19 protein-coding genes are annotated in these 21,064 nt (G+C 60.2%); 8 read left to right on the top strand and 11 right to left on the bottom strand.

The window, feature by feature from the left end; all coding sequences use genetic code 11:
* From PA598K_RS20820 to PA598K_RS20810, 3 genes are all read right to left on the bottom strand, one after another.
* On the bottom strand, positions 1–648 hold a 648-nt coding region (locus PA598K_RS20820), incomplete at its 3' end, for an opine metallophore biosynthesis dehydrogenase (RefSeq protein WP_128658819.1).
* A complete protein-coding gene (locus PA598K_RS20815; protein WP_376739054.1) occupies positions 645–1,463 on the bottom strand; it encodes a class I SAM-dependent methyltransferase in 819 nt (272 codons plus the stop codon). The genes PA598K_RS20820 and PA598K_RS20815, both read right to left, overlap by 4 nt.
* Positions 1,464–1,468: 5 nt before the next feature.
* A complete protein-coding gene (locus PA598K_RS20810) occupies positions 1,469–2,332 on the bottom strand; it encodes a diaminopimelate epimerase (protein WP_128658810.1) in 864 nt (287 codons plus the stop codon).
* A 225-nt stretch (positions 2,333–2,557) separates the two neighbouring features.
* Here PA598K_RS20810 and cntA point away from each other — a divergent pair, with 225 nt between their 5' ends.
* From cntA to PA598K_RS20770, 8 genes are all read left to right on the top strand, one after another.
* Positions 2,558–4,243, top strand: coding sequence for a staphylopine-dependent metal ABC transporter substrate-binding lipoprotein (gene cntA / locus PA598K_RS20805; RefSeq protein WP_128658809.1), 1,686 nt, complete (start codon positions 2,558–2,560; stop codon positions 4,241–4,243).
* A gap of 15 nt (positions 4,244–4,258) precedes the next feature.
* Positions 4,259–5,191, top strand: coding sequence for a nickel/cobalt ABC transporter permease (gene opp1B / locus PA598K_RS20800; RefSeq protein ID WP_128658808.1), 933 nt, complete (start codon positions 4,259–4,261; stop codon positions 5,189–5,191).
* Positions 5,192–6,085, top strand: coding sequence for a staphylopine uptake ABC transporter permease subunit CntC (cntC, locus tag PA598K_RS20795; RefSeq protein ID WP_128658807.1), 894 nt, complete (start codon positions 5,192–5,194; stop codon positions 6,083–6,085). It abuts the gene before it with no gap.
* Between the two features lie 4 nt (positions 6,086–6,089).
* The gene (cntD, locus tag PA598K_RS20790; RefSeq protein WP_128658806.1) at positions 6,090–6,911 is read left to right on the top strand and encodes a staphylopine uptake ABC transporter ATP-binding protein CntD; all 822 of its coding nucleotides are present in this window, start codon (positions 6,090–6,092) and stop codon (positions 6,909–6,911) included.
* Positions 6,898–7,635: an ABC transporter ATP-binding protein gene (locus tag PA598K_RS20785; protein ID WP_128658805.1), complete on the top strand. Its 738-nt coding sequence runs from the start codon at positions 6,898–6,900 to the stop codon at positions 7,633–7,635. Before cntD ends, PA598K_RS20785 begins: the two co-directional genes overlap by 14 nt.
* 68 nt (positions 7,636–7,703) lie before the next feature.
* A complete protein-coding gene (cntE, locus tag PA598K_RS20780; protein ID WP_128658804.1) occupies positions 7,704–8,945 on the top strand; it encodes a staphylopine family metallophore export MFS transporter CntE in 1,242 nt (413 codons plus the stop codon).
* Positions 8,946–9,183: 238 nt separating this feature from the next.
* Positions 9,184–9,765, top strand: coding sequence for an AAA family ATPase (locus tag PA598K_RS20775; protein WP_128658803.1), 582 nt, complete (start codon positions 9,184–9,186; stop codon positions 9,763–9,765).
* A gap of 486 nt (positions 9,766–10,251) precedes the next feature.
* Entirely contained in the window at positions 10,252–10,926 is a 675-nt protein-coding gene (locus tag PA598K_RS20770) for a hypothetical protein (RefSeq protein WP_128658802.1), read from the top strand.
* A 98-nt stretch (positions 10,927–11,024) separates the two neighbouring features.
* Here the strand turns inward: PA598K_RS20770 and PA598K_RS20765 are convergent, their stop codons facing one another.
* The 8 genes from PA598K_RS20765 to PA598K_RS20730 all read right to left on the bottom strand — a co-directional run bounded on the left by PA598K_RS20765 (position 11,025) and on the right by PA598K_RS20730 (position 20,939).
* Positions 11,025–12,080 carry a DUF4179 domain-containing protein gene (locus tag PA598K_RS20765; RefSeq protein ID WP_128658801.1) on the bottom strand — a complete coding sequence of 352 codons (1,056 nt, stop codon included), beginning with the start codon at positions 12,078–12,080 and terminating at the stop codon, positions 11,025–11,027.
* A gap of 34 nt (positions 12,081–12,114) precedes the next feature.
* Complete coding sequence (locus PA598K_RS20760) at positions 12,115–12,645, bottom strand: sigma-70 family RNA polymerase sigma factor (protein WP_128658800.1); 531 nt, start codon at positions 12,643–12,645, stop codon at positions 12,115–12,117.
* Positions 12,646–12,806: 161 nt separating this feature from the next.
* Positions 12,807–14,423 (bottom strand): response regulator, encoded by a 1,617-nt coding sequence (locus tag PA598K_RS20755; protein ID WP_128658799.1) that lies wholly within the window; start codon positions 14,421–14,423, stop codon positions 12,807–12,809.
* The gene (locus tag PA598K_RS20750; protein WP_128658798.1) at positions 14,420–15,769 is read right to left on the bottom strand and encodes an ABC transporter substrate-binding protein; all 1,350 of its coding nucleotides are present in this window, start codon (positions 15,767–15,769) and stop codon (positions 14,420–14,422) included. The genes PA598K_RS20755 and PA598K_RS20750 overlap by 4 nt, the downstream gene beginning before the upstream one ends.
* 11 nt (positions 15,770–15,780) lie before the next feature.
* Complete coding sequence (locus PA598K_RS20745) at positions 15,781–17,508, bottom strand: cache domain-containing sensor histidine kinase (protein ID WP_128658818.1); 1,728 nt, start codon at positions 17,506–17,508, stop codon at positions 15,781–15,783.
* 148 nt (positions 17,509–17,656) lie between these two features.
* Positions 17,657–18,502 (bottom strand): carbohydrate ABC transporter permease, encoded by an 846-nt coding sequence (locus PA598K_RS20740; RefSeq protein WP_128658797.1) that lies wholly within the window; start codon positions 18,500–18,502, stop codon positions 17,657–17,659.
* Positions 18,499–19,461 carry a carbohydrate ABC transporter permease gene (locus PA598K_RS20735; protein WP_128658796.1) on the bottom strand — a complete coding sequence of 321 codons (963 nt, stop codon included), beginning with the start codon at positions 19,459–19,461 and terminating at the stop codon, positions 18,499–18,501. Before PA598K_RS20735 ends, PA598K_RS20740 begins: the two co-directional genes overlap by 4 nt.
* A 122-nt stretch (positions 19,462–19,583) precedes the next feature.
* Positions 19,584–20,939 (bottom strand): extracellular solute-binding protein, encoded by a 1,356-nt coding sequence (locus PA598K_RS20730; protein ID WP_185602134.1) that lies wholly within the window; start codon positions 20,937–20,939, stop codon positions 19,584–19,586.
* Between the last annotated feature and the right edge of the window lie 125 nt (positions 20,940–21,064).

Raw genomic sequence — 21,064 nt, 5'->3', positions numbered from 1 at the left:
GTCACTCGTCCCCGACTCGCCCTCACTCGTCCCCGACTCGCTCTCACTCGCTCCCGGACCGCCCTCACTCATACCCGATGCGCCCGCTTCTGTCCCACGCCGCTCGCCCTCACCCGCCGAGCCGATATAGACTCTGCGCTTGACGGCGGCTGTGAGCACACGCGTCGGCTCATCGTCGCTCGCCCTGCGCGTGTCGCCCAGATAGGTGGACAAGCTGATCGTCTCGGCGTTGCTCCCTTGCTCCCGCAGATACTGACGCACCAGCGCATGGGAACCGAAGGTCGGCGAGAGCAGCGCCACACAGCGCAGGGAGGCGAGGAGCTCGGGCTGCAGCTCTGCCAGCACAGGCAGATAGGCATCGGCAGTCACTGCCAGCAGCAGCGTATCCCAGCTGCCCCGGGCTGTCGCGTATCCAGCGAAGCACCCGTCGAGACGACATTCGCCCGCCAGCGCTGTCAGCGTCGGCTTGCCTGCCTCGGCGGACAGCAGGTTGCCGTTATGCTCGAGCGCTTCGAAAAACGGCGCGGACCGGACGGATTGTCGTCCGACGATCGCGACGGAGCTGCCATGCCAACGCTTGAGCAAGACAGCGAGCTGGACGGCTGCCGGTCCAGTGCCGGCGATGAGTACGCGCGTCAGTACGCTCATCGGCTCGCCCTATCTCCGGCTATCGCCGACACTACGGCCCTCCGATAGAGCGCGACATCGAATACATGCTCCGGCCTTGCCGTCGTCTCGACGAGCTGCCACTTGGACGCGTCAGTCTGTTCCATCGGGTAGTTGAACGCAGACTTCAAGCCGTCGCCGAAGCGCATGATGACGACCGCATCCGGGTGCGCAACGCTATGCAGCCCGTCCAGCAGCTCGTACTTCACAGCTACCGTGGAGCTGAAAATAATATGCGATGCCTCGCCAATACTCTCCAGCCGGTCCAGCGTCGTGTGCTCCAGACGGATCGGCAGCTCGGGTCCGAGGCGGGCGATGATCTGCCGCCCCAGCTCGACCGACTCGCCGTCGATATCGATGCCGACGACGCGGGCTCCCGTGCGCCGGGCGATCAGCAGCGGCGTCATCGGAAAGGCGCCTGAGCCGACGAGCACGACCTCGGAGATGGGGGAGCGGGCGAAGCGTCCGAACTCTTCCTCGATCGAAGCCTCGATGTTGGCGAAATAGTCGCGTTTGGCGTCGCCGCCTTGCAGCAGCTTGCGCGCGCGGATCTTTTCCAGCTCGGCTACGCAACGGGCGGACACCTCGCGCAGCTCCAGGATCGACGGCTGCAGCTGCGCGAGCTGACCCGGCTCCAGCGCTTGCCAGGCATGGCGATGCTCTGCCCGGGTTACGAAGTCGGCGAAGCCATCGAGCAGACGCTGCAGCATGTCTTCCCGCGCAGGATCATGGCTCGCAGAGGCGGAAGCCTGTCGGAAACGCTCCAGATAAGAAAGCAAAGGGGAGTGGATATTCATAGTCGTCACAATATTCCTCCTGACAGTAGTGGGTAGTGGACGCTTGGGCGAACATAAGCAGTCCCTGTGGCTACGATACTGACGCGACTCTTGATGTGAACCGAGACGAGGCGCTGGCCGGTACAAGCGACAGTGACGCCGATCGTCCCGCCGGGCTGCTCGAGGTCGAGCTGGACGGGGGCCTCCTCACGCCAGGCCAGATAGCTGCCGAGCGAGGCGGAGCCGGAGCCGCAGCCTTGCTCCCAGATCAGGCTATCCAGCGCGGGGAGATAGATGAGCGGCGTCATCTCGCGCGTCGCTAGCTGGTAGAGCATGACGCCGACCAGCGCTTCGCCTGAGGCGACGCCCAGCAGTCTGGCCAGACGCTCGGCTGCCGGCAGATCGAGCGGGCAACGCTCGAGATCGACGACGAGGTGGAACGAGCCGCAGTAACGGACGATGCCGACCTCAAGACTGCGCCCCTCGAACGGAAGGGAGACTTGCTCGATGGCCCGGGGGAGCGGCATGACAGCTTCGCATACATAGTCGACCTCCGTTCTCTCGACCCGGCAGGCGATGGGGGCTGCTGCACCGGTTACCTCTATCGCCAGCTCCCATGGGTCGCCCGGAGGCAGCTGTCGCTCGGAGGCGAGGCAAGCAGCGAGCGAGAGTGCCGCATTGCCGCAAAACTCGCCGCCCGCCATCGACAGTCTGGCGCTGACCCCGGGTTGCGTCGATGCAGAGACGAAGCCGACTTGCTCCGCGTGGAGGTGAGCGTACGCCATCATCTGTGCAGCGACGGGGGCATGCTGCTCTTGCGGCAGCTCGCTCAGGACGAGGATGGTCATATTGCTCGCGGGAGAGCATTTGACGAACGTAACAGCTTCCATCGGAAGAGGCACCTCCATAGAGGGAATGTTGTGTTTATACGTAATTATTACGAATAAACACGGTTCCATCATAGTAATATATTGTAAGTTCGTCAACTGTTTTTTCTGGCGGTTAGGATAGGGAGGCAAACCACGAAAAAATCATTGACAAATGATAATAGTTATTATTACTATTAAGTGGTCTTGGTTTCGATTTCTATTCTTGGAAGAGGAGTGCAATCATCAATGAACAGAAAAAAAGCGGTCCAACTGCTGACGCTCGTGCTCGCTATCGTGTGGATAGCAGGCTGCAGCGGCACAGGAGAAGGCAGCAATAACGGGGGAGCCGGCAACAACGCCGCAGCGAGCGGCGCCGAAGGCAAGAGCGGCGTTGCTGGCGAGAGCAACAACGGAGAGGAGTCTGGCAAGCCGTCGGAGCTGATCTATGCGGTAGCCAAGGATACGAACGATATGAATCCGCATCTGTACCCCGGCTCGATGCCGGCGCAAGGCATGGTCTACGAGTCGCTCGTGGAAAACACGGCAGACGGACTCAAGCCGCTGCTGGCCGAATCCTGGGACATCTCCGAGGATGGCAAAACCTACACGTTCCACCTGAGGCAAGGGGTGACGTTCCACGATGGGGAGCCGTTTAACGCCGAGGCGGTCAAGCTGAACCTCGAAGCGGTGCAGGCCAATGCCGAGAAGCACGCGTGGATCAAGCTGTCGACGCAGCTGGAGCAGGTGACGGCGCTCGATGAATACACGGTCGAGCTCAAGCTGAAGGAAACCTACTATCCGACGCTGCTGGAGCTGTCCATGACGCGGCCTTACGTCTTCCTCTCGCCCAAGGACTTCAAGGACGGCGGCACAAAGGATGGCGTCAATGGCTATCACGGCACTGGTCCCTACAAGCTGGTCGAGCAGGTGACCGATCAGTTCGCGCGTTTCGAGGCCAATGACGCTTACTGGGGCGGGGCGCCGCAGGTGAAGCAGATCACCGCGAAGGTACTGCCGGCAGGAGAGACGACCTATCTGGCGCTGCAGAAGGGCGAGGTGAACTTCGTCTTCACAGATGACCGGGGCACCGACAGCATCGATATCGACGCGATGCAGCGGCTCGTCGATTCCGGCGACTATCAGATCGTCCGCAGCGAGCCGATGAATACGAAGCTGCTGGTAGCGAACAGCAGCAACACCGCCAGCCCGGTTAGCGACAAGGCGGTGCGACAGGCGATTTGGCAGTTGATCGACCGCGAGACGATCAGCAAGACGATCTTCAGCGGCACAGAGACGCCCGCAGAGACGTTGTTCTCGCGTAATGTGCCGTACGCAGACATCGAGCTGACGCCGCGCGCCTATGACCCGGCGGCAGCTCAAGCGCTGCTGGAGGAAGCAGGATGGACGAGCGGCGGCTCGGATGGCATCCGCGCCAAGGACGGCAAGCCGCTCGCGATCAAGGTCTACTATGACGTCAACTCCTCCTCGCAGAAGACGCAAGCTGAGATGCTGCAAAGCGAGGCGCTCGCAGCCGGCATGAAGCTGGAGCTGGTTGGCGAGGAATCGCCATCGATCGCCAATCGCCGCTCTACGGGCGACTATGAGCTGCTGTTCAACCAGACTTGGGGGCTTGCTTACGACCCGCAGAGCACGGTGACCGCATTTGCCGCCGCCTCTTCCTACCGGTATACGACGAGCGGCATCCCGCAAGCGGAGGAGCTGTACCGGATGATCGAAGAAGTGATGATCTCCACCGACGAGGCGACGCGCAAGCAGCTGTACAAGGACATTTTGACGATCGTGCATGACGAGGCGCTGTTCATCCCGCTGACGAACGGAGCGGTGACCGTCGTGGCGCCCGCCAATCTGGCAGGCATCGCCTTCAAGCAGACCCAGTTCGAGCTGCCATTTGAGCGGATGAGCTTCAAGTAAAGGAGAGGAGCCGCCATGCTCTCATATATGATCAAAAGGGTCGGCGTGGCGTTGCCGCTCTTGGTCGTCATCTCGTTCCTGACCTTCGGCCTCAATCAGCTCTCGCCGATGGACCCGGCCGAGGTCGTGCTGCATGCGCAGGAGATACCGGCCATCACGGAGGAGCTGATCGCCCAGACCCGCGCCGAGCTCGGGTTGGATCGTCCATTTCTTGCCCGTTATGGGGATTGGCTGCTGAGCAGTCTGCAGCTCGACTTCGGCGAGTCTTACATTACGGGCAAGCCGGTCTGGTCGCTCCTCGGACCAGCGCTGGTCAATACGGTGAAGCTGACCTTGATCTCCTCCTTCATCATTATCCTGCTCTCGATCGGATTGGGCGTGCTGTGCGCGCTTCGAGAGGGCAAGCCGGTCGATCTCGCTGTACGAGGACTGTCGTTTCTGTTGACGTCGATGCCCTCGTACTGGCTGGCCGCGCTCATGGTCTGGTATTTCGCGGTGAAGCTGGATCTGTTCCCGACGAGCGGCATGTCCTCGGCGAGCAGCTACGTACTGCCTGTATCGGTGCTGGTCATCGGCTATGCCGGCATCTACTTCCGCACCGTCCGCAGCTCGATGCTGAGCAACCTGCATGCGGATTATGCGCTCTATGGCCGGGCGTGCGGGCTGTCCGAGCGACAGGTGACGATGCGCGTGCTGCGCAACTCGCTGCAGGTGTCCGTGTCGGTATTCGGATTGGCGATTCCGATCATCCTGGGCAGCACGGTCGTCGTGGAGAATATTTTCGCATGGCCAGGTCTCGGCACGCTTACCGTCAACTCGATCCTCGGCCGCGACTTTCCGATTATCCAGGCGTATGTGCTCGTGCTGGCGGTGTCGTTTGTGCTGTTCAATACGTTGTCCGATCTGATCAATGCGGCCTTGAACCCAAGGCTGAGGAAGGAGTTATAGATGCGCTTGCTCCACCGTTTGTTGCAAGACAGACTGGCCGCACTCTCCCTGATCGTCGTCGCAGCGACGATGCTGATCGGCCTGGCCGCGCCGCTGATCGCGCCGCATCCGCCCAATCTGGTCAATATGGAGCTGCGATTCGCCGGCGCTTCCTGGTCATACTGGCTCGGCAACGATCACCTCGGCCGCTGCGTGCTCTCGCGACTCATCTACGGCATCCGGCCCAGCGTGCTATGGGTGCTCGTGGCGTTGCTCGCCTCGGCCGGACTCGGCGCATGCGTCGGCTTCCTCTCCGGCTACTATCGCGGTCGGCTCGATGTCTGGCTGATGCGGCTATGCGATGTGATGCTATCCTTCCCCGGCTATGTGATGACGCTGGCGATCGTCGGTATCCTTGGCGCGGGGATGACCAACATCCTGGCCGCCTTTGTGCTCATGAAGTGGGCATGGTTCGCCCGAGTGACGCGGACGGCAGTGATGCAGGTTGCCGACGCCGACTATGTCAAGTTCGCCAAGCTGACGGGCGCCAGCGGTCTCCGCATCATGACCCGCTATATCGCGCCGGTCGCGACTCCCGATCTGGCGGTGATCGCCAGCAGCACCTATGGCTCGATGATCCTGCAGATCTCGGGGCTCTCCTTCCTCGGCCTTGGCATCCAGGCGCCGCATGCGGAGTGGGGGATGATGATGAATGAAGCCAGATCGGTCATGTTCACCCGCCCGGAGCTGATGCTCGTGCCGGGCGTAGCGGTGATCCTGCTTGTCTCGGCGGTTAATTTTTTGTCGGACTCCTTGCAAAAGGCGCTCGATCCGAAGCTGATGCGCGCGATGCGAAGCGCCGAATCGGGCTTAGGCAAATGGCTGAGAGGACGAGTAAGGAAGGAGGCGGCATAAGCTGATGAATGTACTGGAGGTCGAACAGCTGCGGATATGGCAGGCCGCTGGCGGCCAGGCGCTCGTGTCCGGCAGTTCCTTTGCAGTGAAGCAAGGTCAATGTGTGGCGATCGTCGGCGAGAGCGGCAGCGGCAAGTCGCTCACTTGCAAGGCGATCATGCGGTTGAATGGCAGATCGCTCCGGCAATCGGGGCGAATCCTGCTCGGCGACGTCGATCTCGGCGAACTGCCGCTCCAGGACATGCGTCGCTATCGGGGCAAGCGGCTCTGTATGATCATGCAGAACGGTATGAGCGCCTTCGACCCTTCCCAATCGGTCGGAGCGTTCCTGCAATCGGTGCTGCAGGTGCACTATGACTGGCCGCGCAGCCAGATGCAGGAGAGTCTCGCAGTGGCATTGCTGAGCGTCGGCTTGCGCGAGCCGCTTGCTGTCTTGAGGCGTTATCCGCATGAGCTGTCCGGCGGCATGCTGCAGCGTCTCATGATCGCGCTGGCGATCGTGCTCGAGCCGGACGTGATCATCGCGGATGAGCCGACGACGGCGCTCGACGCCGTGACGGCTTACGAGGTCGTAGAGCAGTTCGTCCAGCTGCGCGAGCGGGCAGGCGGAGCGATGATCTTCGTGTCGCATGATCTGGGCGTCGTCCGGCGGCTCGCTGACGAGATCCTCGTCATGAAGGATGGCGAGATCGTCGAGCGCGGGGACACGAAGCATATATTCAGCGCAGCTCGCCACCCGTACACCCGGTATCTCGTCTCGTCCAAGGAGGAACTGAGCCGACACTACACGCAACTGATGGGAGGGCGGACCGATGCTCAAGGTTGAAGGCGTCAGCCATAGCTATCATAAGCAAGGCTGGCTGACCCGCGGCGGACAACAGGTGCTGCATGACATCAGCTTCGAATGGCGCCGGGGCGAATCTCTGGGCATCATCGGCGAGAGCGGCAGCGGCAAATCGACGCTCGGCCGGCTGCTGCTCGGGATCGAAAAGCCGAATGCGGGGACGGTACGCTATGGCGGTATGCCCGTCACCCGCCGAGCGGTCCGACGCGGCGCGATCAGCGCGGTGTTCCAGGATTATCGCTCGTCGATCCATCCGTTCTACACGGTGCAGGAGGCGCTCATGGAGCCATTGCGTCTGCTGAAGCTGGATGCCTCGCCGCGCCGTCTGGCTGAGTTGCTCCATCAGGTAGGGCTGGCTAGCTCCTACCTTGCCAAGTATCCGCATGAGCTATCGGGCGGGGAGGCGCAGCGCGTCTGCATCGCCAGAGCTGTCGCGGCCCAGCCGCAATGTCTCCTGCTCGACGAGGCGATCAGCTCGCTGGACGGTTCGGTGCAGATGCAGGTGCTGCGTCTGCTGCAGGAGCTGAGGTCGACGCTGGATCTTGGCTACATCTTCATCACGCATGATATCCAGGCCGCAGCTTATCTGTGCGACCGAGTGATGATCATCCGACAAGGCCGGATCGTCGAGTTGGTTGAGACAGCGAAGCTGCCGCATGTCCGCTCTCCATATGCGCGGGAGCTGCTGCGCAAGGTGGTGGATTAAAGAGGCAGGTGGTCGAGAGGAGGGAGTCCGAGTAGAGGCTCCCGTCTCCAATGAAAGGAGAGCTGGCCGTGAAAGGCGCATTATCGTGGCCGTTTCTGCGGCTGTACGCGTTGACGCTGCTGTACTTTAGCGCCAACGCAATTTTGAATGTGATGATCCCTCTGAAGGGCGAGGCGATGGGCGCATCCAATACGACGATCGGCGTCGTCATGGGCGCGTATCTGCTGACGACGATGCTCTTCCGGCCGTGGGCCGGACAAGTCATCCAGCGTCATGGACCGATCCGGGTGCTGCGTATTATTTTGGTCGTCAATGGCGTAGCATTGCTGCTCTATGCGTGGACGGGCCTGGGGGGCTATGTGCTGGCGCGCGTGCTGCAGGGCGTCTGTACGGCCTTTTTCTCCATGGCGCTGCAGCTCGGCATCATCGACGCCTTGCCGGAGGAGGACCGCTCGCAGGGCATCTCGATGTACTCGCTATGCTCCTATCTGCCCGGCATCTTCGGACCGCTGCTGGCGATCGGCATGTGGCAGAGCGAGCTCGACCTGTTCGCCGTCTCGATGATCGCGATCGCCGTGCTGACTGGGGCCGTCGGGTATACGGCCCGCATCGAGCGCCAGCCGGAGGGGCAGAGTCTGGAGCAATCGGGGGAGGCGGGAAGCGGTAGAACAGGTCGTCCAGCCGCCGCGATGTGGCGTTCGATGACGCGACTGGCGACCCATCCGGAGCTGAGACGCTGCAGCCTTATCATGCTTGGCGCCTCGATCGTGTTCGGCGCGGTGACGACGTTCGTGCCGCTGTATGCGACTCAGGTGCAGGGCGGCAGCGCCGCGCTCTATCTCGGGCTCCAGGCTGCGGTCGTCGTCGCGGCCCGCTTCACGCTGAAGGGGCGTATCCCGTCCGATGGCCGGTGGCGGCCGCGCTTCGTCGGCGGGACGCTGGCGATGATGACCGCCTCGGCGCTGGCGATTGGTCTCGCAGACCAGGGCGGGGTGTGGCTGTTCTATGCAGCTGCCGTGTTAATGGGGATCGCCCAGGCGCTCGTCTACCCGACGCTGACGACGCATCTGAGCTTCGTGCTGCCCAAGGCGGAGCGCAACGTGCTGATCGGCTTGTTCATCGCGACCGCTGACCTCGGCGTATCGCTTGGCAGCATCGTCATGGGCCCGGTGGCGGACATGACCGGCTATGCTGCGATGTATCTGATCTGTGCGGGGATCGGCGCAGCAGTGATGGGGGTCGCTTTGCTGCGAGCCGGATCGGCCCGGCCCGCTGCGGAGCCGGGGCCCGGCGGGGGGAGCGTATTGTAGGGAGGCTGGAGGGAGTCTTCTTGCCGGACAGTTGGTCGTCTGAACGTCGTCATGCTGCCGGCCCCACACACTGGCAATTGGTCCTGACCGAGAGGATACCCCCGTGTTCAAGCGTATGGCCGGATCGGTCATACGTTTTTGGGCTGTCATTTCTTTTTTGACAAGCTGGCTGCGATTATTCTACGCTGGAGGGGAAACCATCGGAAGCAGGCAGGCTGCTTCCCGGGAGGAGATTAACATGGGCAAACTTATCTTCGTCGTCGGCGCTGCGGGCGCGGGCAAGACGTCCGTTGCGCGGGCGCTGGTCAGCCGTCGTCCGGCCGCCTTCCTCGATATGGATACCCTGCTGCGTCCGGCTGCGGAAGCGATCATGACGATGGCTGGGCTCGATCCGATGGATCGCGACTCGCCGCTCTACAAGGCGCGCTGCCGCGACCTCGGCTATCGCATCACGATGGACGCGGCGCTGGAGAATGTGGCGCTTGGGCTAGATGCCGTCGTGATCGGGCCATTCACTCGGGAGACGTCGGAGGCGGACTGGCTTGACGCCGAGCTCGCCCGCATCGGCGCGCCGCGCGAAGCGGTGCGGGTGATCGTCGTGACGCTGCCGGATACGGCGAGCTATGAAGCCCGCATCCGGCAGCGCGGCTTGACGCTCGATGACTGGAAGCTGGAGCATTGGGAGACGTTCAAGACAACGCTCGCCGAGCGCCAGATCCGCTGGCCGCTGCCGCCGTCTGCGATCCTGCGCTACGACAACGCCGGCCCGCTCGACGAGCAGGCGCTGGAGCGGCTGGAGCGCTTCGTATGGGGCGGATGAGCGGCTTGGCGTCGAGGGCGACGAAATTGGCGCCGTAGGGCAAGAAAGTTTTGTTGAAGCACTGTCGGAGGCGCAAAACGTCGCCGTAGGGAAAGAAAGTTTCGTTGGAGCGTCGTTGGCGGGATGGATTGGCGCCGTAGGGAAAGAAAGTTTCGTTGGAGCGTCGTTGGCGGGGTGAATTGGCACCGTAGGGAAAGAAAGTTTCGTTGGAGCGTCGTTGGCGGGATAGATTGGCGCCGTAGGGAAAGAAAGTTTCGTTAGAGCGCCGTCGGGGGCACAAATCGGCGTCGTAGCACAAACAAGTTTCGTTGAAGTTGTGTAACAGTACGGTATTTTAACGTGATAAAAAGATTGAAATGAGTAGATTAGTCTGGTACTATTTTCTTGAAAAGTACATAATTTTAACGCGCGTGAAGCACACGCCGCACATTTCCAGTGGAGATGGTGCGGCTTTTTTGCGTCTAGCGGGTGAGAGGAGGCGGACAAGTGGAGTCATTTGAAGAGGCTTACGAGAGTTTTCTGAAAGAACAGAAAAGCAGAGCAACTGGTGCTCGTCTCGAGCGATTAAACAAGGTCGGAGCGGGCGAGAAGCGATTGTTAAAAGAAGTAGTTTGGCCAATTTTCAAGTCATTTTCAGGTTTTCATTTGGAGTATGAACGACTAGGAGTAAACGGCGTAAAGCTTTATTTGGACGTTTTTTACGAGCCGCTTGGCATTGTTTTTGAATGCGATGGTTTTGTGGTGCATGCGGAGCTGATTACAAGGGAGCGCTTTACGTTTGAAAGAGCACGTGTGCGCAGTATGGCTATGCAAGGGTATATCTATCTACCTTTTAGTTATGACGAGTTGGACCAACGTTCCGAGGGCTGCCGCAGATGCGTATATGAACTGCTCGGACGGCTCGGTTCAAGTCCAACTGCAGCATACCAGGCACTGGGTGTACAGGAAAGGGAGATTTTGCGGCATGCCAACGTTTTACAGCGATCCTTCACACTATCCGATGTGTCCAGATGTCTGCATCGAAGTCACGTTACATGCCGCAAATACTTGTACAAACTGATGGAAAAGCAACTCATCTCACCGGTGGGTAGGGCTACGAAAAGGCACCGCTACTACGAGTTGAGCGACCGGGCTCGTGAATTATTGTGCGCGATTCAATAGGGCACAGAGTCTCACGAGCGCAGGGGATATTAACGCTTCGCCATAGCAAACGCAGCGACTGTTAACGCCCCGCTTCGCCATAGCAAACGCAGCGACTGTTAACGCTCCGCTCCGCCGACTGCCTGAGGCAGCTCCACCTCGAAGAGCTGCTCAGGGAGCGGGATGCGGACATCCGTCTTGGCCGCGCCTTCTTCGCCGGAGAAGAGCTGCGGCGTGAAGATGAGGCGGGTGGCGGAGGCATCCGGCAGCGCGTAACGGTAGTGGCTATGCTTCGCCATCGATGTTCCGCCAAGCACCTGGAGCGGCTGACCGTCCTGATCCGTCGCCTCGAACCGGATATCGTAGGTGGAGCCGCCGAGATGCCGGTAATTGAGTTGCACGGATAGAGGGGTCCAGGTGAGACTGTCGATCTCGAACAGCCCGTCGCCCAGCTCGATCCGGTGGCCGATTGGTACAGTGGTCGTTGCAGCGGCAAGCTGCTCCGCCGAGCTGGCTATGGTGAACGCCCACTGCCCGTGAATCGTGGTTCCGTCTGCTGCGCTCAGCCGACGGTAGACGACGGTCAGCTCCAGCTCGCCACTCGGCTCGTAGGTCCCGAGGTCGAGCGTAGCGATCGAGGACATCGCCCCCTCCGGCGTCTTATAGACATCACCGCCACCGCCCGGCGTATAGATCTGCTCGCCATCGATATAGATCGCGTCGGGCCAGAGCGGCACAGGCGCCAGCGCATGCGACTCCGAGGCGGCTGTTGTCGTCACGACAAGTCTGCCGTTATCGAGCAACACCTCGTCGAGCCGGATCGAGACCCCCTCGTCGGTGACGGTCTCGCCGACCGTCGTCTTGAACTCGCTGAGCACCGGCTCGGGCACATGGAGGTACGTCTCCATGAGCTGGCCGACGCCAGGCAGCTTGGCGAGCAACGGCATGGCAGCCGTCACTGCCCGCTCCAATGGCAGGAGGCCTGTACTCATCCCGAGCCCGACGGCGATTACGCCGATAAGAGCAGCATGTCTGAGCCGTCTGCCTCGCGGCTGACGTCGGAGGCGCAGACGTCGCTGCAGCTGGCGGCGTTCTCCCGCGCCCAGCGGCTCCTCTTCGTACAATCGGAGATCGATATCCGCTCCGTTCAACAGCTTATACAGCTCTTTATTCATCCTCGTACACACCCTTCATTTCAACTCGCTGAATCTAATCTCGCAGATGACCTAGCAGCGCCCGCAGTCGCTTCCTGCCTCGAGAGAGGCGGTTGTAGATCCAGGAGTGCTTGACTCCTCTGGCTGCCGCCAGCTCCTGGACGCTGCGGTCCCGGACATAGTGCTGGATGAACAGCTCCTTGTCCTCCGGGCTGAGATGATCCAGCAGCCCGTCCCACTCCTGTTCGCTCATGGCGTCATCTGCGGCAGTATGCTCCAGCTCGGAAGCATCGTACAGGAGACGGGCATTCCGTCTGGCGTAGCTGCGCTGATAGTCGATCGCTTTGTATTTGGCGACGGCGGCGATCCAGTTGACGAGTGTGTTTTTGCTGGCGTCGTAGCTGTCGATATGCGTCCAGACCGCCATGAGCACGTCGCCCATACATTCGTCGGCGGCGTGGCGATCCTGCAGATGATAGCGGATGATGCTGCGGATCAACGCGCCATAGCGCTCGATGACGAGCTGCAGCGCCGACTCCTGCCTTCTGAGCAGGCGCTCGACCAGCGCCGCTTCCTGTTCCTTCATTTTATTATCCCCTCATTTCCCGCAGCGGCATGGCGTCCGCAGGCTTACTATAGGATTATACGACGCAACCCTCGCACTTTCTCTCACTCCCCCACAAATAAAAGAACTGCCCCGGGAGCCAAGGCGGCCCAGAAGCAGTCCTATTTGTCACCTATAACTTCTTACGACGATTGATCTTCAACCCCCTGCGACCGATACTCCGAGGGCGTCATGCCCGTCACCTTTTTGAACACCTGGGTGAAGTAGCGCGGGTCCTGGTAGCCAACGAGCGGGGCGAGCTGGTACACCTTGACCTCGGTGTTGGCGAGGATGTAGCGGGCCTTGTCGATGCGGCAGCGGGTCAGGTATTCGAGGAAGGTGAGACCCGACACTTGCTTGAAGAGCGCGCAAAAATGGCTCGTGCTCAGACCGACAAAATCCGACACCTCGTCGATGCCGAGGTCGTTGCGATAGTGGTTGTCGATATAACGCTGCGCCTTGCCGATCAGCGCGGTGCCGTCCTCTTGCTCGCGGGACTTGAGCTGCTGCTCCGTCCAGTCGCGATAGGCGTCCTTGAGCGCCAGGATCGCCGCCTCCAGCGTATCGGCCTCCTCCATCTGCTGCAGCGTCTCGTCGAGCGGCAGCTCGCTGCCGAGCTGGAGCTGGGCGAACTCGCGATGGGAAATGACGGCGATTTCCGTCATGAAGCGCAGCAGCGCCTCGCGTGTCATACCGCTGCTCTCCAGCTCGTCATGCAGCTGGTCGAGCAGACCAAGCAAGCGGAACAGATCGAGCGCGCGGATCGCCTGCATCAGCTCGTCCTCGATCCATCGCGGATAGGCGAGATGATCGGCGTCGCCGCTCGTCTCCTCGTCGCCAGGAAGATCGGCGAACACCGCCTGCTGGCCGGCGAAGAACCGCTGATACAGCGCGCGCTGCGCGCTGCGGTAAGCGGCATTGAGCTGATCGAGCCCCCGCACCGGTCGACTGAAGCCAACCGAGCAGGAGAGCTTGGCGTACGTATCGAGGTGACGGACGATCTCCTCGCCGAGACGGCCCTTGCGGGCGTCGGCATCGGCAGGGAAGAGCAGGATCCACTCGCCGCTATGGAAGGGGAACATCGCGAGCGCTTCGTTTTGCCCGGACCATTCCTCCAAGATGTTGCGCACGGCGAACAGCCACAGTCGCTTCTCGTCCGGGGTCCATTGCTTGTTGACCGACGAGAATCGGTCGAGCTGGACGATCGCCATCTGATAGGGCTGCTCCAGCAGGCTCATCTCAAGCCACTTCAGATGCTGCAGCGGACGCGAGCTGCCCTCGGTGAGCTCGGCCAGCAGCCGCTCGCGGGCGAGCAGCGACAATGCCTGGACCGAGTGCATGAGCTGGTCGCTCTCCTCGCGGGCCCGGCGCTCGGCGTCCAGCTTGGCGACCGACTTGCGGATGATCGCGGTGAGCTCGTCATGATCGATCGGCTTCAGCAGGTAGTCCGAGGCGCCCTCGCGGATCGCCCGCCGAGCATATTCAAAGTCCCCGTACCCGCTGATGACGATGAAGATGAGGCGGGCGTCGCAGCTGCGCACTTCGGACATGAGGGCGATCCCGTCAATGGAGGGCATGCGGATGTCGCTGATGATCATATCGGGCTTACGCTCGTGATAGAGCTGTAGCGCCTCCTCGCCGTTGCGCGCCTTGCCGACGATCCGGACGCCCAGCTCCTCCCACGGCACGGCGGCCTCCAGCGAACGCAGGATGATCGGCTCGTCATCGACGAGCAGGACAGTGTATGGCGTCTGGTTCATCTCGTATCTCCCCCTGTACTGTTTCGTAGCTGCCAGTAGGCCCGGGAGGCAGCGTCGAGCAACTGCAGCGCCTCCTCCGGCTCGATGGCTAGACTGAGAAGTTGGTCATTGATCGTCAGGAAGGTCCGTCTCACCTCCGGCGACAGGACGTTGTCGTAGGCGATGAACATCGGCGGGTTGTCTTCCATCAAGCGATGCAACTGGGCAAATACCGGACCGGTCCGCGCCGGATCGAAGGCGATCGGCATCGATGGCAGCCGCAGCCCCTCATAGACGATACGCTGCTGCACCTCCTCCGTATACAGCCTGCGCATCAGCTCGAGCGCCAGCTCCTGCCGGATGCCCGTAAGCTCGGAGGAGAGGCCGATGCCGATCGAATAGCCGCCCGTGATGCTGCGCGGCCCGCCGGTCCGCAGCGCCGGGAACGGCATGACGCCGATCTCCGAGGCGTTCAGCTTCGCACCCGGTGCAGTCAGCAGCGTAATGTCCCAGTTGCCGTTCAGATACATCGCTGCTTGACCGCTGGTGAAGAGGGCGATCGCCTCCTCCGTCGAGACGCCGTCAGGCTGGGCGTTAAACGCGCCGCGGCGAGCCCAGTCCTGCAGACGCGTCAGCGCGTCGAGGTAGGCGGGGTTCGTAAATTGCACGCCGTCCTTTCCTTGCGTCAGCTCGTCGATCAGGTCAGGGCCCGCTAGTCGATCCATCAGGTAATGCGTATAGATCGCGCCCGGCCATTGCTCTTCGTTGCCCAGCGCGAAGGGGATGATGCCGCTCTCCAGCAGCTTGTCGATGACGCTATCCAGTTCCTCCAGCGTGGCGGGCGGTGTCAGGCCAAGCTCGCGGAATATGGCGCGATTATAATAAAAGGGCTCCGCATGCCCTTCGATAGGCAAGCCATAGATGCGGTCGTCGAGCGTCCACAGGCTGAGGTCGCGGAAGACGAGGCCTTGATCGTCGACAAACGCAGTCAGATCCATCAGTCGCTCCGAGCGGGCATAAGGCTCGAACTCGGCGCCACCGAACAGGATGAACAGATCCGGCGGCGTGCCGGTGACCATCTCGCTTTTGAGCTTTTGCTCGCGATGGATCGTCTGATCGATCCCTTCAAAATTCACCTTGACGTTGGCATGCTGCTGCTCGAACGTCCGCACGGCATCCTCGAAGATCGCCAGGATCGGTCGATCATGCTCCTTGGTCCAGAAGTGGCGGAACGTCAGCGTCACCTTCTCGGGATCGGCGACGACCGGTTGCTCCCGACCGCCGGTGAAGCTATAGAGGATGACGGCGACGAGCGCCAGACTGTAGAGCGCGAACAGCAGAATCTTGTTGCGGGTTTGGACCGTCATTGTCTTCCTCCTCACGGGCTGATCTTCGGGACGCGGATGCGGATGATCGATCCTGCGCCAGGGGAGGAGCAGACCATCATGCCATACGGCGCGCCAAAGCGAATACGGAGACGTTCATGAACATTGCGCAGTCCGACGCCGCTGTCCTGATGCTTGGCATCTGTCCTTGCGGGCTCCCGCTGTCCCAGCCGCAGCAGGACGTCGGTGTCGAAGCCGGGACCATTGTCCGATACTTCGATCCAGATCTCCTCCGGTCCTTCGTAGGCCCGGATATGGATGATGCCCTTCTGCTTCATCGGTTCGATCGCATGGTAGAGCGCATTTTCGACGATCGGCTGGACGATCAGCTTCTGGGTCAGATAGTGCTCGAGATGCTCCGGCAGCTCCAGCGTATAGTCGAATTGGTCCTCAAAACGGAATTTCTGGATGTTCAGATAATGCTTGACATGCTCGAATTCGGTGCGGATCGGGATCAGCTCCTTGTTCTCGCTGATGCTGATCCGCAGCAGACGTCCGAGCGAGATGACCATCCGGCTAATATCCTTGTTGCCCTGGAGGACGGCCATCGAGTTGATCGACTCCAGCGAATTGTAGATAAAGTGCGGGTTGATCTGGGCGACGAGCGCCTGCAGCTCGGCTTCCTTCTTGAGCTGCTGCTCGGCCTCGACCTGAGCGAGCAGGTCGCGGATCTGGCCGCTCATCCGGTTGAAGCCATGCACGAGCATGTCCGACTCGTCGCTCGGCGCGCCTCGGCTCTGGATCGGCTTGAAGCTGCGCTGCTCGACCCGGGACATGCCGCTGACGGTATCGCTGATGCTGCGGACGAGCCGCCGCACGAAGAAGCGGTCGAACATAAAGGCCGTCAGCAACGAGAACGCGCCGAGCAGCAGCGCCGTATTGCGGATCGGCACCGACTCGGCTTGCAGGGCAGTGGTAGGCGTAATCGCGATCAGATACCACTGCGGGTGATGCGACGGCAGATAGGTGATGAGCGAGCGTACGCCTTGGTATTCGTCGATATAGTAGCTCTTGCCGTCATGCTCCGCGTCCTGAAGGAAGGGGAAGTCGACGCGCTCGCCGATATGCTCCCCGGACTTGTCGTAGACGATCTGACCTGCCCGATTGACGAGCAGCACGTCGCCTTGCTCAAGCGTCGCCGTCTCCCAGAATACCTGATCGAGCAGCTCGGGCTTGATCGTCAAGACGAGCGCGCCGATATTCTCGAGCGAGTAGTAGTCCTTGATCACGCGCGCGTGGACGAGTACAGGCGTGCCGCCGCTGATCGAGCCGTTCTCCCCTGGACCGGACCAGACGGGCCGCCCGGCCTCGAGGTTCATCTCGTCATACCAAGGCTCCTCCTGCAAGGGGAACGTCACGTCCGGCAGATTATAGCCATAGACCGGCTGATCCTTCGCATAGAGCGCGTACGACTGGATCATCGGATGATGGATGAGCAGATTGTTGATCTCCTGCCTGCGGTCGTAATCCGGCGGGGAGGCGGGGTCCTTGAGCGTCTGCTGGATGACCGGCTGCGTGATGGCGGAGCTAGAGATCGTCGTCACTTCGCTGAGCGCGAACTTGAGCTTGCGGTCGGTCTCCAGGAGCGAGATCGAGTAGAAGTGGCTGGACTTGGTCTCGATGACGTCCGAGAATCGGAAGTACGAGATCGCGCCCATGACGATAACCGGAATAAAGACAAGCAGGATGTTGGCGAGCATAATATTGTGGCGCAGCTTCAGTAGGGTCAACTCCCTTATAACCTAGTGAAAAGAGGGCCTGCGGGTAGTGGATCGAATCCTCCGACACATTCGTGGGCGTCTGCCTCTACTATTCCTCCAACCGCGCTGCTTGTCAATAGATTCCTGAAATGGGTGCTAGAATCCGAAGCTAGCTCTTGACCGCCCCTGAGGTCAGACCTGCGATGAACCAGCGGCTGAAGCCGAGGAAGACGAGCAGCAGCGGCAGCGTCGCCATGAAGGTAGCGGACATGATCATGCCGTAGTCCAGGCCGTCCCGGGTGGTGAACAGCTGCTGCAGGGCGATCTGGATCGTATAGTTGCTGCGTTCCTTGAGGACGACGAGCGGCCAGAAGAAGTCGTTCCAGATGTTCATGAACGTAAAGATGCCCAGCGTCGCCAGCGCCGGCGTAATGATCGGCACGACAACGGTCGTGAAGATTCGCAGATGGCCAGCCCCGTCGATCCGCCCCGCCTCCAGCAGCTCGGCATGCACCGAGGTGGCGATATACTGACGCATCCAGAAGATGCCGAAGGCATTGACCATCGCCGGTACGATCAGCGCCTTGAACGAGTTGATCCACTCCAGCTTCGTCATGATGACATAGGTCGGCAGGATGCTGAGCTGCTGCGGCACGAACAAGGTGCAGAGCACGAAGAAGAACAGGAAGTGCTTGAACGGGAAGTCGTACTTGGCAAAAGCGTACCCGGCGAGCGAGCAGAAAAACAGCACCGATATCGTAACGGCTGAGGAGACGAACAGCGAATTGCCGAGCGCCGTCCAAAAATCCATCATCCCTGTCGCCCGGGTGAAATTCGGCAGGAACTGGTCGCTGATCGTAATCGTCGGCGGGATCTTGGAAGCTGCGCCGCGCGGGTTGGAGGCGATGACGAACATCCAGTAAAAAGGAAAAATCGAGATAAAGGCACCAAGCCCAAGGAAAATATAATAGCCGATCTTGCTCGGCAGGCTTGGCTGATCGCCAATGCTCCTCATAGCGCACCTCCATCCGTATCGCCGCTCATGCGCCGCGACGCCCAAATATTAAACATCGAGAAGATAATAGTGAACAGCAGCAGCAATACGGCGGTAGCGGAAGCAGTGCCGAAGAAGCTGTTGCCAAACGCTTCGGTATACAAGTAGACGACCATCGTCAGACCTTCTTGGCGAGTCGAGCTGGTGCCGCCCTGACCGAGGAAGACGAAGGGCTCCGTAAACAATTGCAGCGAGCCGATCGTAGACATGAGCACTGTAAATACAATAAACGGCTTGAGCAGCGGCAATGTAATGCTCAGGAGCTGCTGGAAGCGGCTCGCGCCATCGATGCGGGCGGCTTCGTACAGATCGGTCGGGATACTTTGCAGGCCGGACAGATAGATAATCGTGTTGTAGCCGGTCCATCGCCACATGACCATCGTTGCGATGGCGAGCTTGACGCCCCACCAGTCCGAATTCCAGGCCATCGGATCGATGCCGAGTTGTCCCAGCAGCCAGTTGGCCATGCCGCCATTGCTGAAGAGCGCGCTGAACACAAGCGTAACCGCGACGATCGACGTAATATTGGGCATGAAGTAGAGGACGCGCAGCGTCTTCTTGAACTTCGTAATCGACGAGTTGAGGAAGACTGCGAGCAAGAGCGCCAGGATGAGCTGTGGGATCGTCCCCATCGCGCTGATTAGCAACGTATTCGTAAAGGAAGTCCAGAACAGCGGGTCCTCCGTGACAAAGCGATAATTCTGGAAGCCAACAAAGCTCATCGGGCTTAGCGCGTCCCACTTGTAGAAGGACAGATAGACCGTAAACAAAATCGGGTACAAGCCAAAGATGGCGAACAGTAGAAAAAATGGCGAGATGAACAGATAGGCGGTCAAGCTGCTGCGTCTGCGTTCCGTGAGCCAGCCTTGCTTGCGGACGGCTGCGCCGCGAGCGGGGGCAGCGGGTTGGGACTGGGGCATGAGACACCTCCATACGATTTCAGTACGATTTCAATGCGGCGAGTCCGCAGGATAAATATCCCGCGAACTCGCACTTGTGCTGCTATAATTGAAGTTCAATACGTTCGCAGACGACGATGACTCTAGCTGCGAGCGACGATGCGTTCGATTTTCTCGATGGCCGTGTTCCACTCTTTCTCGGGATCGGCATTTTGCTCCTGGACGTTCTGGAGCGCTTCCTTGATGATCGCGTCAGTCTGATCGTGCAGCGGTCCGTAGTAGACCGGTTTTACGCGACCTGCTGCTGTAGCGAACTGGGAGGCCGATGCCTGACCGCCGAGGAACTCATCGGTGAAGCTTGTGAACTCGGACTCTTCGAACAGGGCAGGGATCGAAGGCATCAGACCTTTTTCCACGAACGATTTCATCTGATTTTCCTTGTTCAGCATCCAGCTGATGAAGGCGAATGCTTCCTCCGGATGCTTGCCTTCCTTCGGCAGCGACAGGAACGATCCGCCCCAGTTGCCGGCGCCTTCAGGAAGCTGGGCGATCCGCCATTTGCCCCCGGTATCCGGGCCATTGCTCTTGATGTTGCCGAGCATCCAGGCCGGTCCAGGCATGACGGCAAATCCGCCATCGTTAATCGATTGCGACCACTCCGGAATCCAGAGGGCGTTGCTCGCTACCCAGCCTTCCTGGATGCCTTTGACGGTGAAGTCATACGCTTTTTTGACTTGTGGATTTGTAGCTCCGATAAACGAGCCGTCGTTTTTGTCATAGTAGATTTGTCCGTCGGCTTGGTCGCGCAACGCGTTGTAGATCAGATCGCGCGAATCGACGAATGTCTTGCCGGTTTTGTCCTTGAACTGTTTGGCTACGGTAGCGAATTTGTCCCACGAATCGATGGCTGCCGTGAACGCGTCCGGATCGGTCGGCAGGCCGGCTTCCTCGGCGAGATCGACGCGGTAGTAAGCGACGGTTGGCGCAATATCGGTCGGCAGGCCGATTTGGAAGGCGCCGTCGGTGGAAGAGGCTTGCTGCCATTTCCAGTCCAGGTACGTGTCCTTCAGATCGGCTGCGCCGAGATCGTTCAGATTGTGGAATTTGTCCTGGGCGTTGATGAACCGCTCCATGAAGCCGATCTCGAGCTGGAAGATGTCCGGCGCGCCGGAGTTGGCGGAGAGGGCGGTCGTCAGATTGTTATGATGCGCCGTCTGGTCGCCGGTGTTTTGGATCGTGATTTTGATGTTCGAGTGCTCGGCCATGTATTCCTTGGCGAGCTCCTCGTAGTTGACGTTGCCGAGCGTCCAGAAGCTAAGCTCGATCGTTTCTTCTTTGGATGTGGCTGGCGGATCATTTTGTTTTGTCGGCTCGGTGCCGCCGGTTTCTACCGGATCTGTAGTTGCGGGCTTGTTGTTGCCGCTGCTGCAAGCAGCGAGGAGGACGAGCAGCACGCTCAAGGCGAGCAGCATCCATGGTTTGGACTTGCGGATAGACATAGTGGTAAGACCCCTTTCGATTCGATGAATGGTTACATCTCCCACTATATAAGAGCGCAGCGCAATTGAAGAGGCGACAGACTTCTGATTTGAGGTTGAAATTATTCTGAATTAGGAAAAAAGAG

The sequence above is a fragment of the Paenibacillus sp. 598K genome (genome assembly GCF_003851045.1).
In the GTDB taxonomy this organism is placed as follows: Bacteria; Bacillota; Bacilli; order Paenibacillales; family Paenibacillaceae; genus Paenibacillus_D.
The sequence above is the reverse complement of the archived record's forward strand: the minus strand, read 5'-3'. Positions and strand labels throughout refer to the sequence as shown.

Bases quoted from the DNA above. Each gene is read 5' to 3' on its own strand.
- PA598K_RS20815 (WP_376739054.1), bottom strand. From the start codon at position 1,463: ATGAATATCCACTCCCCTTTGCTTTCTTATCTGGAGCGTTTCCGACAG.
- PA598K_RS20810 (WP_128658810.1), bottom strand. From the start codon at position 2,332: ATGGAAGCTGTTACGTTCGTCAAATGCTCTCCCGCGAGCAATATGACC.
- cntA (WP_128658809.1), top strand. From the start codon at position 2,558: ATGAACAGAAAAAAAGCGGTCCAACTGCTGACGCTCGTGCTCGCTATC.
- opp1B (WP_128658808.1), top strand. From the start codon at position 4,259: ATGCTCTCATATATGATCAAAAGGGTCGGCGTGGCGTTGCCGCTCTTG.
- cntC (WP_128658807.1), top strand. From the start codon at position 5,192: ATGCGCTTGCTCCACCGTTTGTTGCAAGACAGACTGGCCGCACTCTCC.
- cntD (WP_128658806.1), top strand. From the start codon at position 6,090: ATGAATGTACTGGAGGTCGAACAGCTGCGGATATGGCAGGCCGCTGGC.
- PA598K_RS20785 (WP_128658805.1), top strand. From the start codon at position 6,898: ATGCTCAAGGTTGAAGGCGTCAGCCATAGCTATCATAAGCAAGGCTGG.
- PA598K_RS20775 (WP_128658803.1), top strand. From the start codon at position 9,184: ATGGGCAAACTTATCTTCGTCGTCGGCGCTGCGGGCGCGGGCAAGACG.
- PA598K_RS20765 (WP_128658801.1), bottom strand. From the start codon at position 12,080: ATGAATAAAGAGCTGTATAAGCTGTTGAACGGAGCGGATATCGATCTC.
- PA598K_RS20760 (WP_128658800.1), bottom strand. From the start codon at position 12,645: ATGAAGGAACAGGAAGCGGCGCTGGTCGAGCGCCTGCTCAGAAGGCAG.
- PA598K_RS20755 (WP_128658799.1), bottom strand. From the start codon at position 14,423: ATGAACCAGACGCCATACACTGTCCTGCTCGTCGATGACGAGCCGATC.
- PA598K_RS20750 (WP_128658798.1), bottom strand. From the start codon at position 15,769: ATGACGGTCCAAACCCGCAACAAGATTCTGCTGTTCGCGCTCTACAGT.
- PA598K_RS20740 (WP_128658797.1), bottom strand. From the start codon at position 18,502: ATGAGGAGCATTGGCGATCAGCCAAGCCTGCCGAGCAAGATCGGCTAT.
- PA598K_RS20735 (WP_128658796.1), bottom strand. From the start codon at position 19,461: ATGCCCCAGTCCCAACCCGCTGCCCCCGCTCGCGGCGCAGCCGTCCGC.
- PA598K_RS20730 (WP_185602134.1), bottom strand. From the start codon at position 20,939: ATGTCTATCCGCAAGTCCAAACCATGGATGCTGCTCGCCTTGAGCGTG.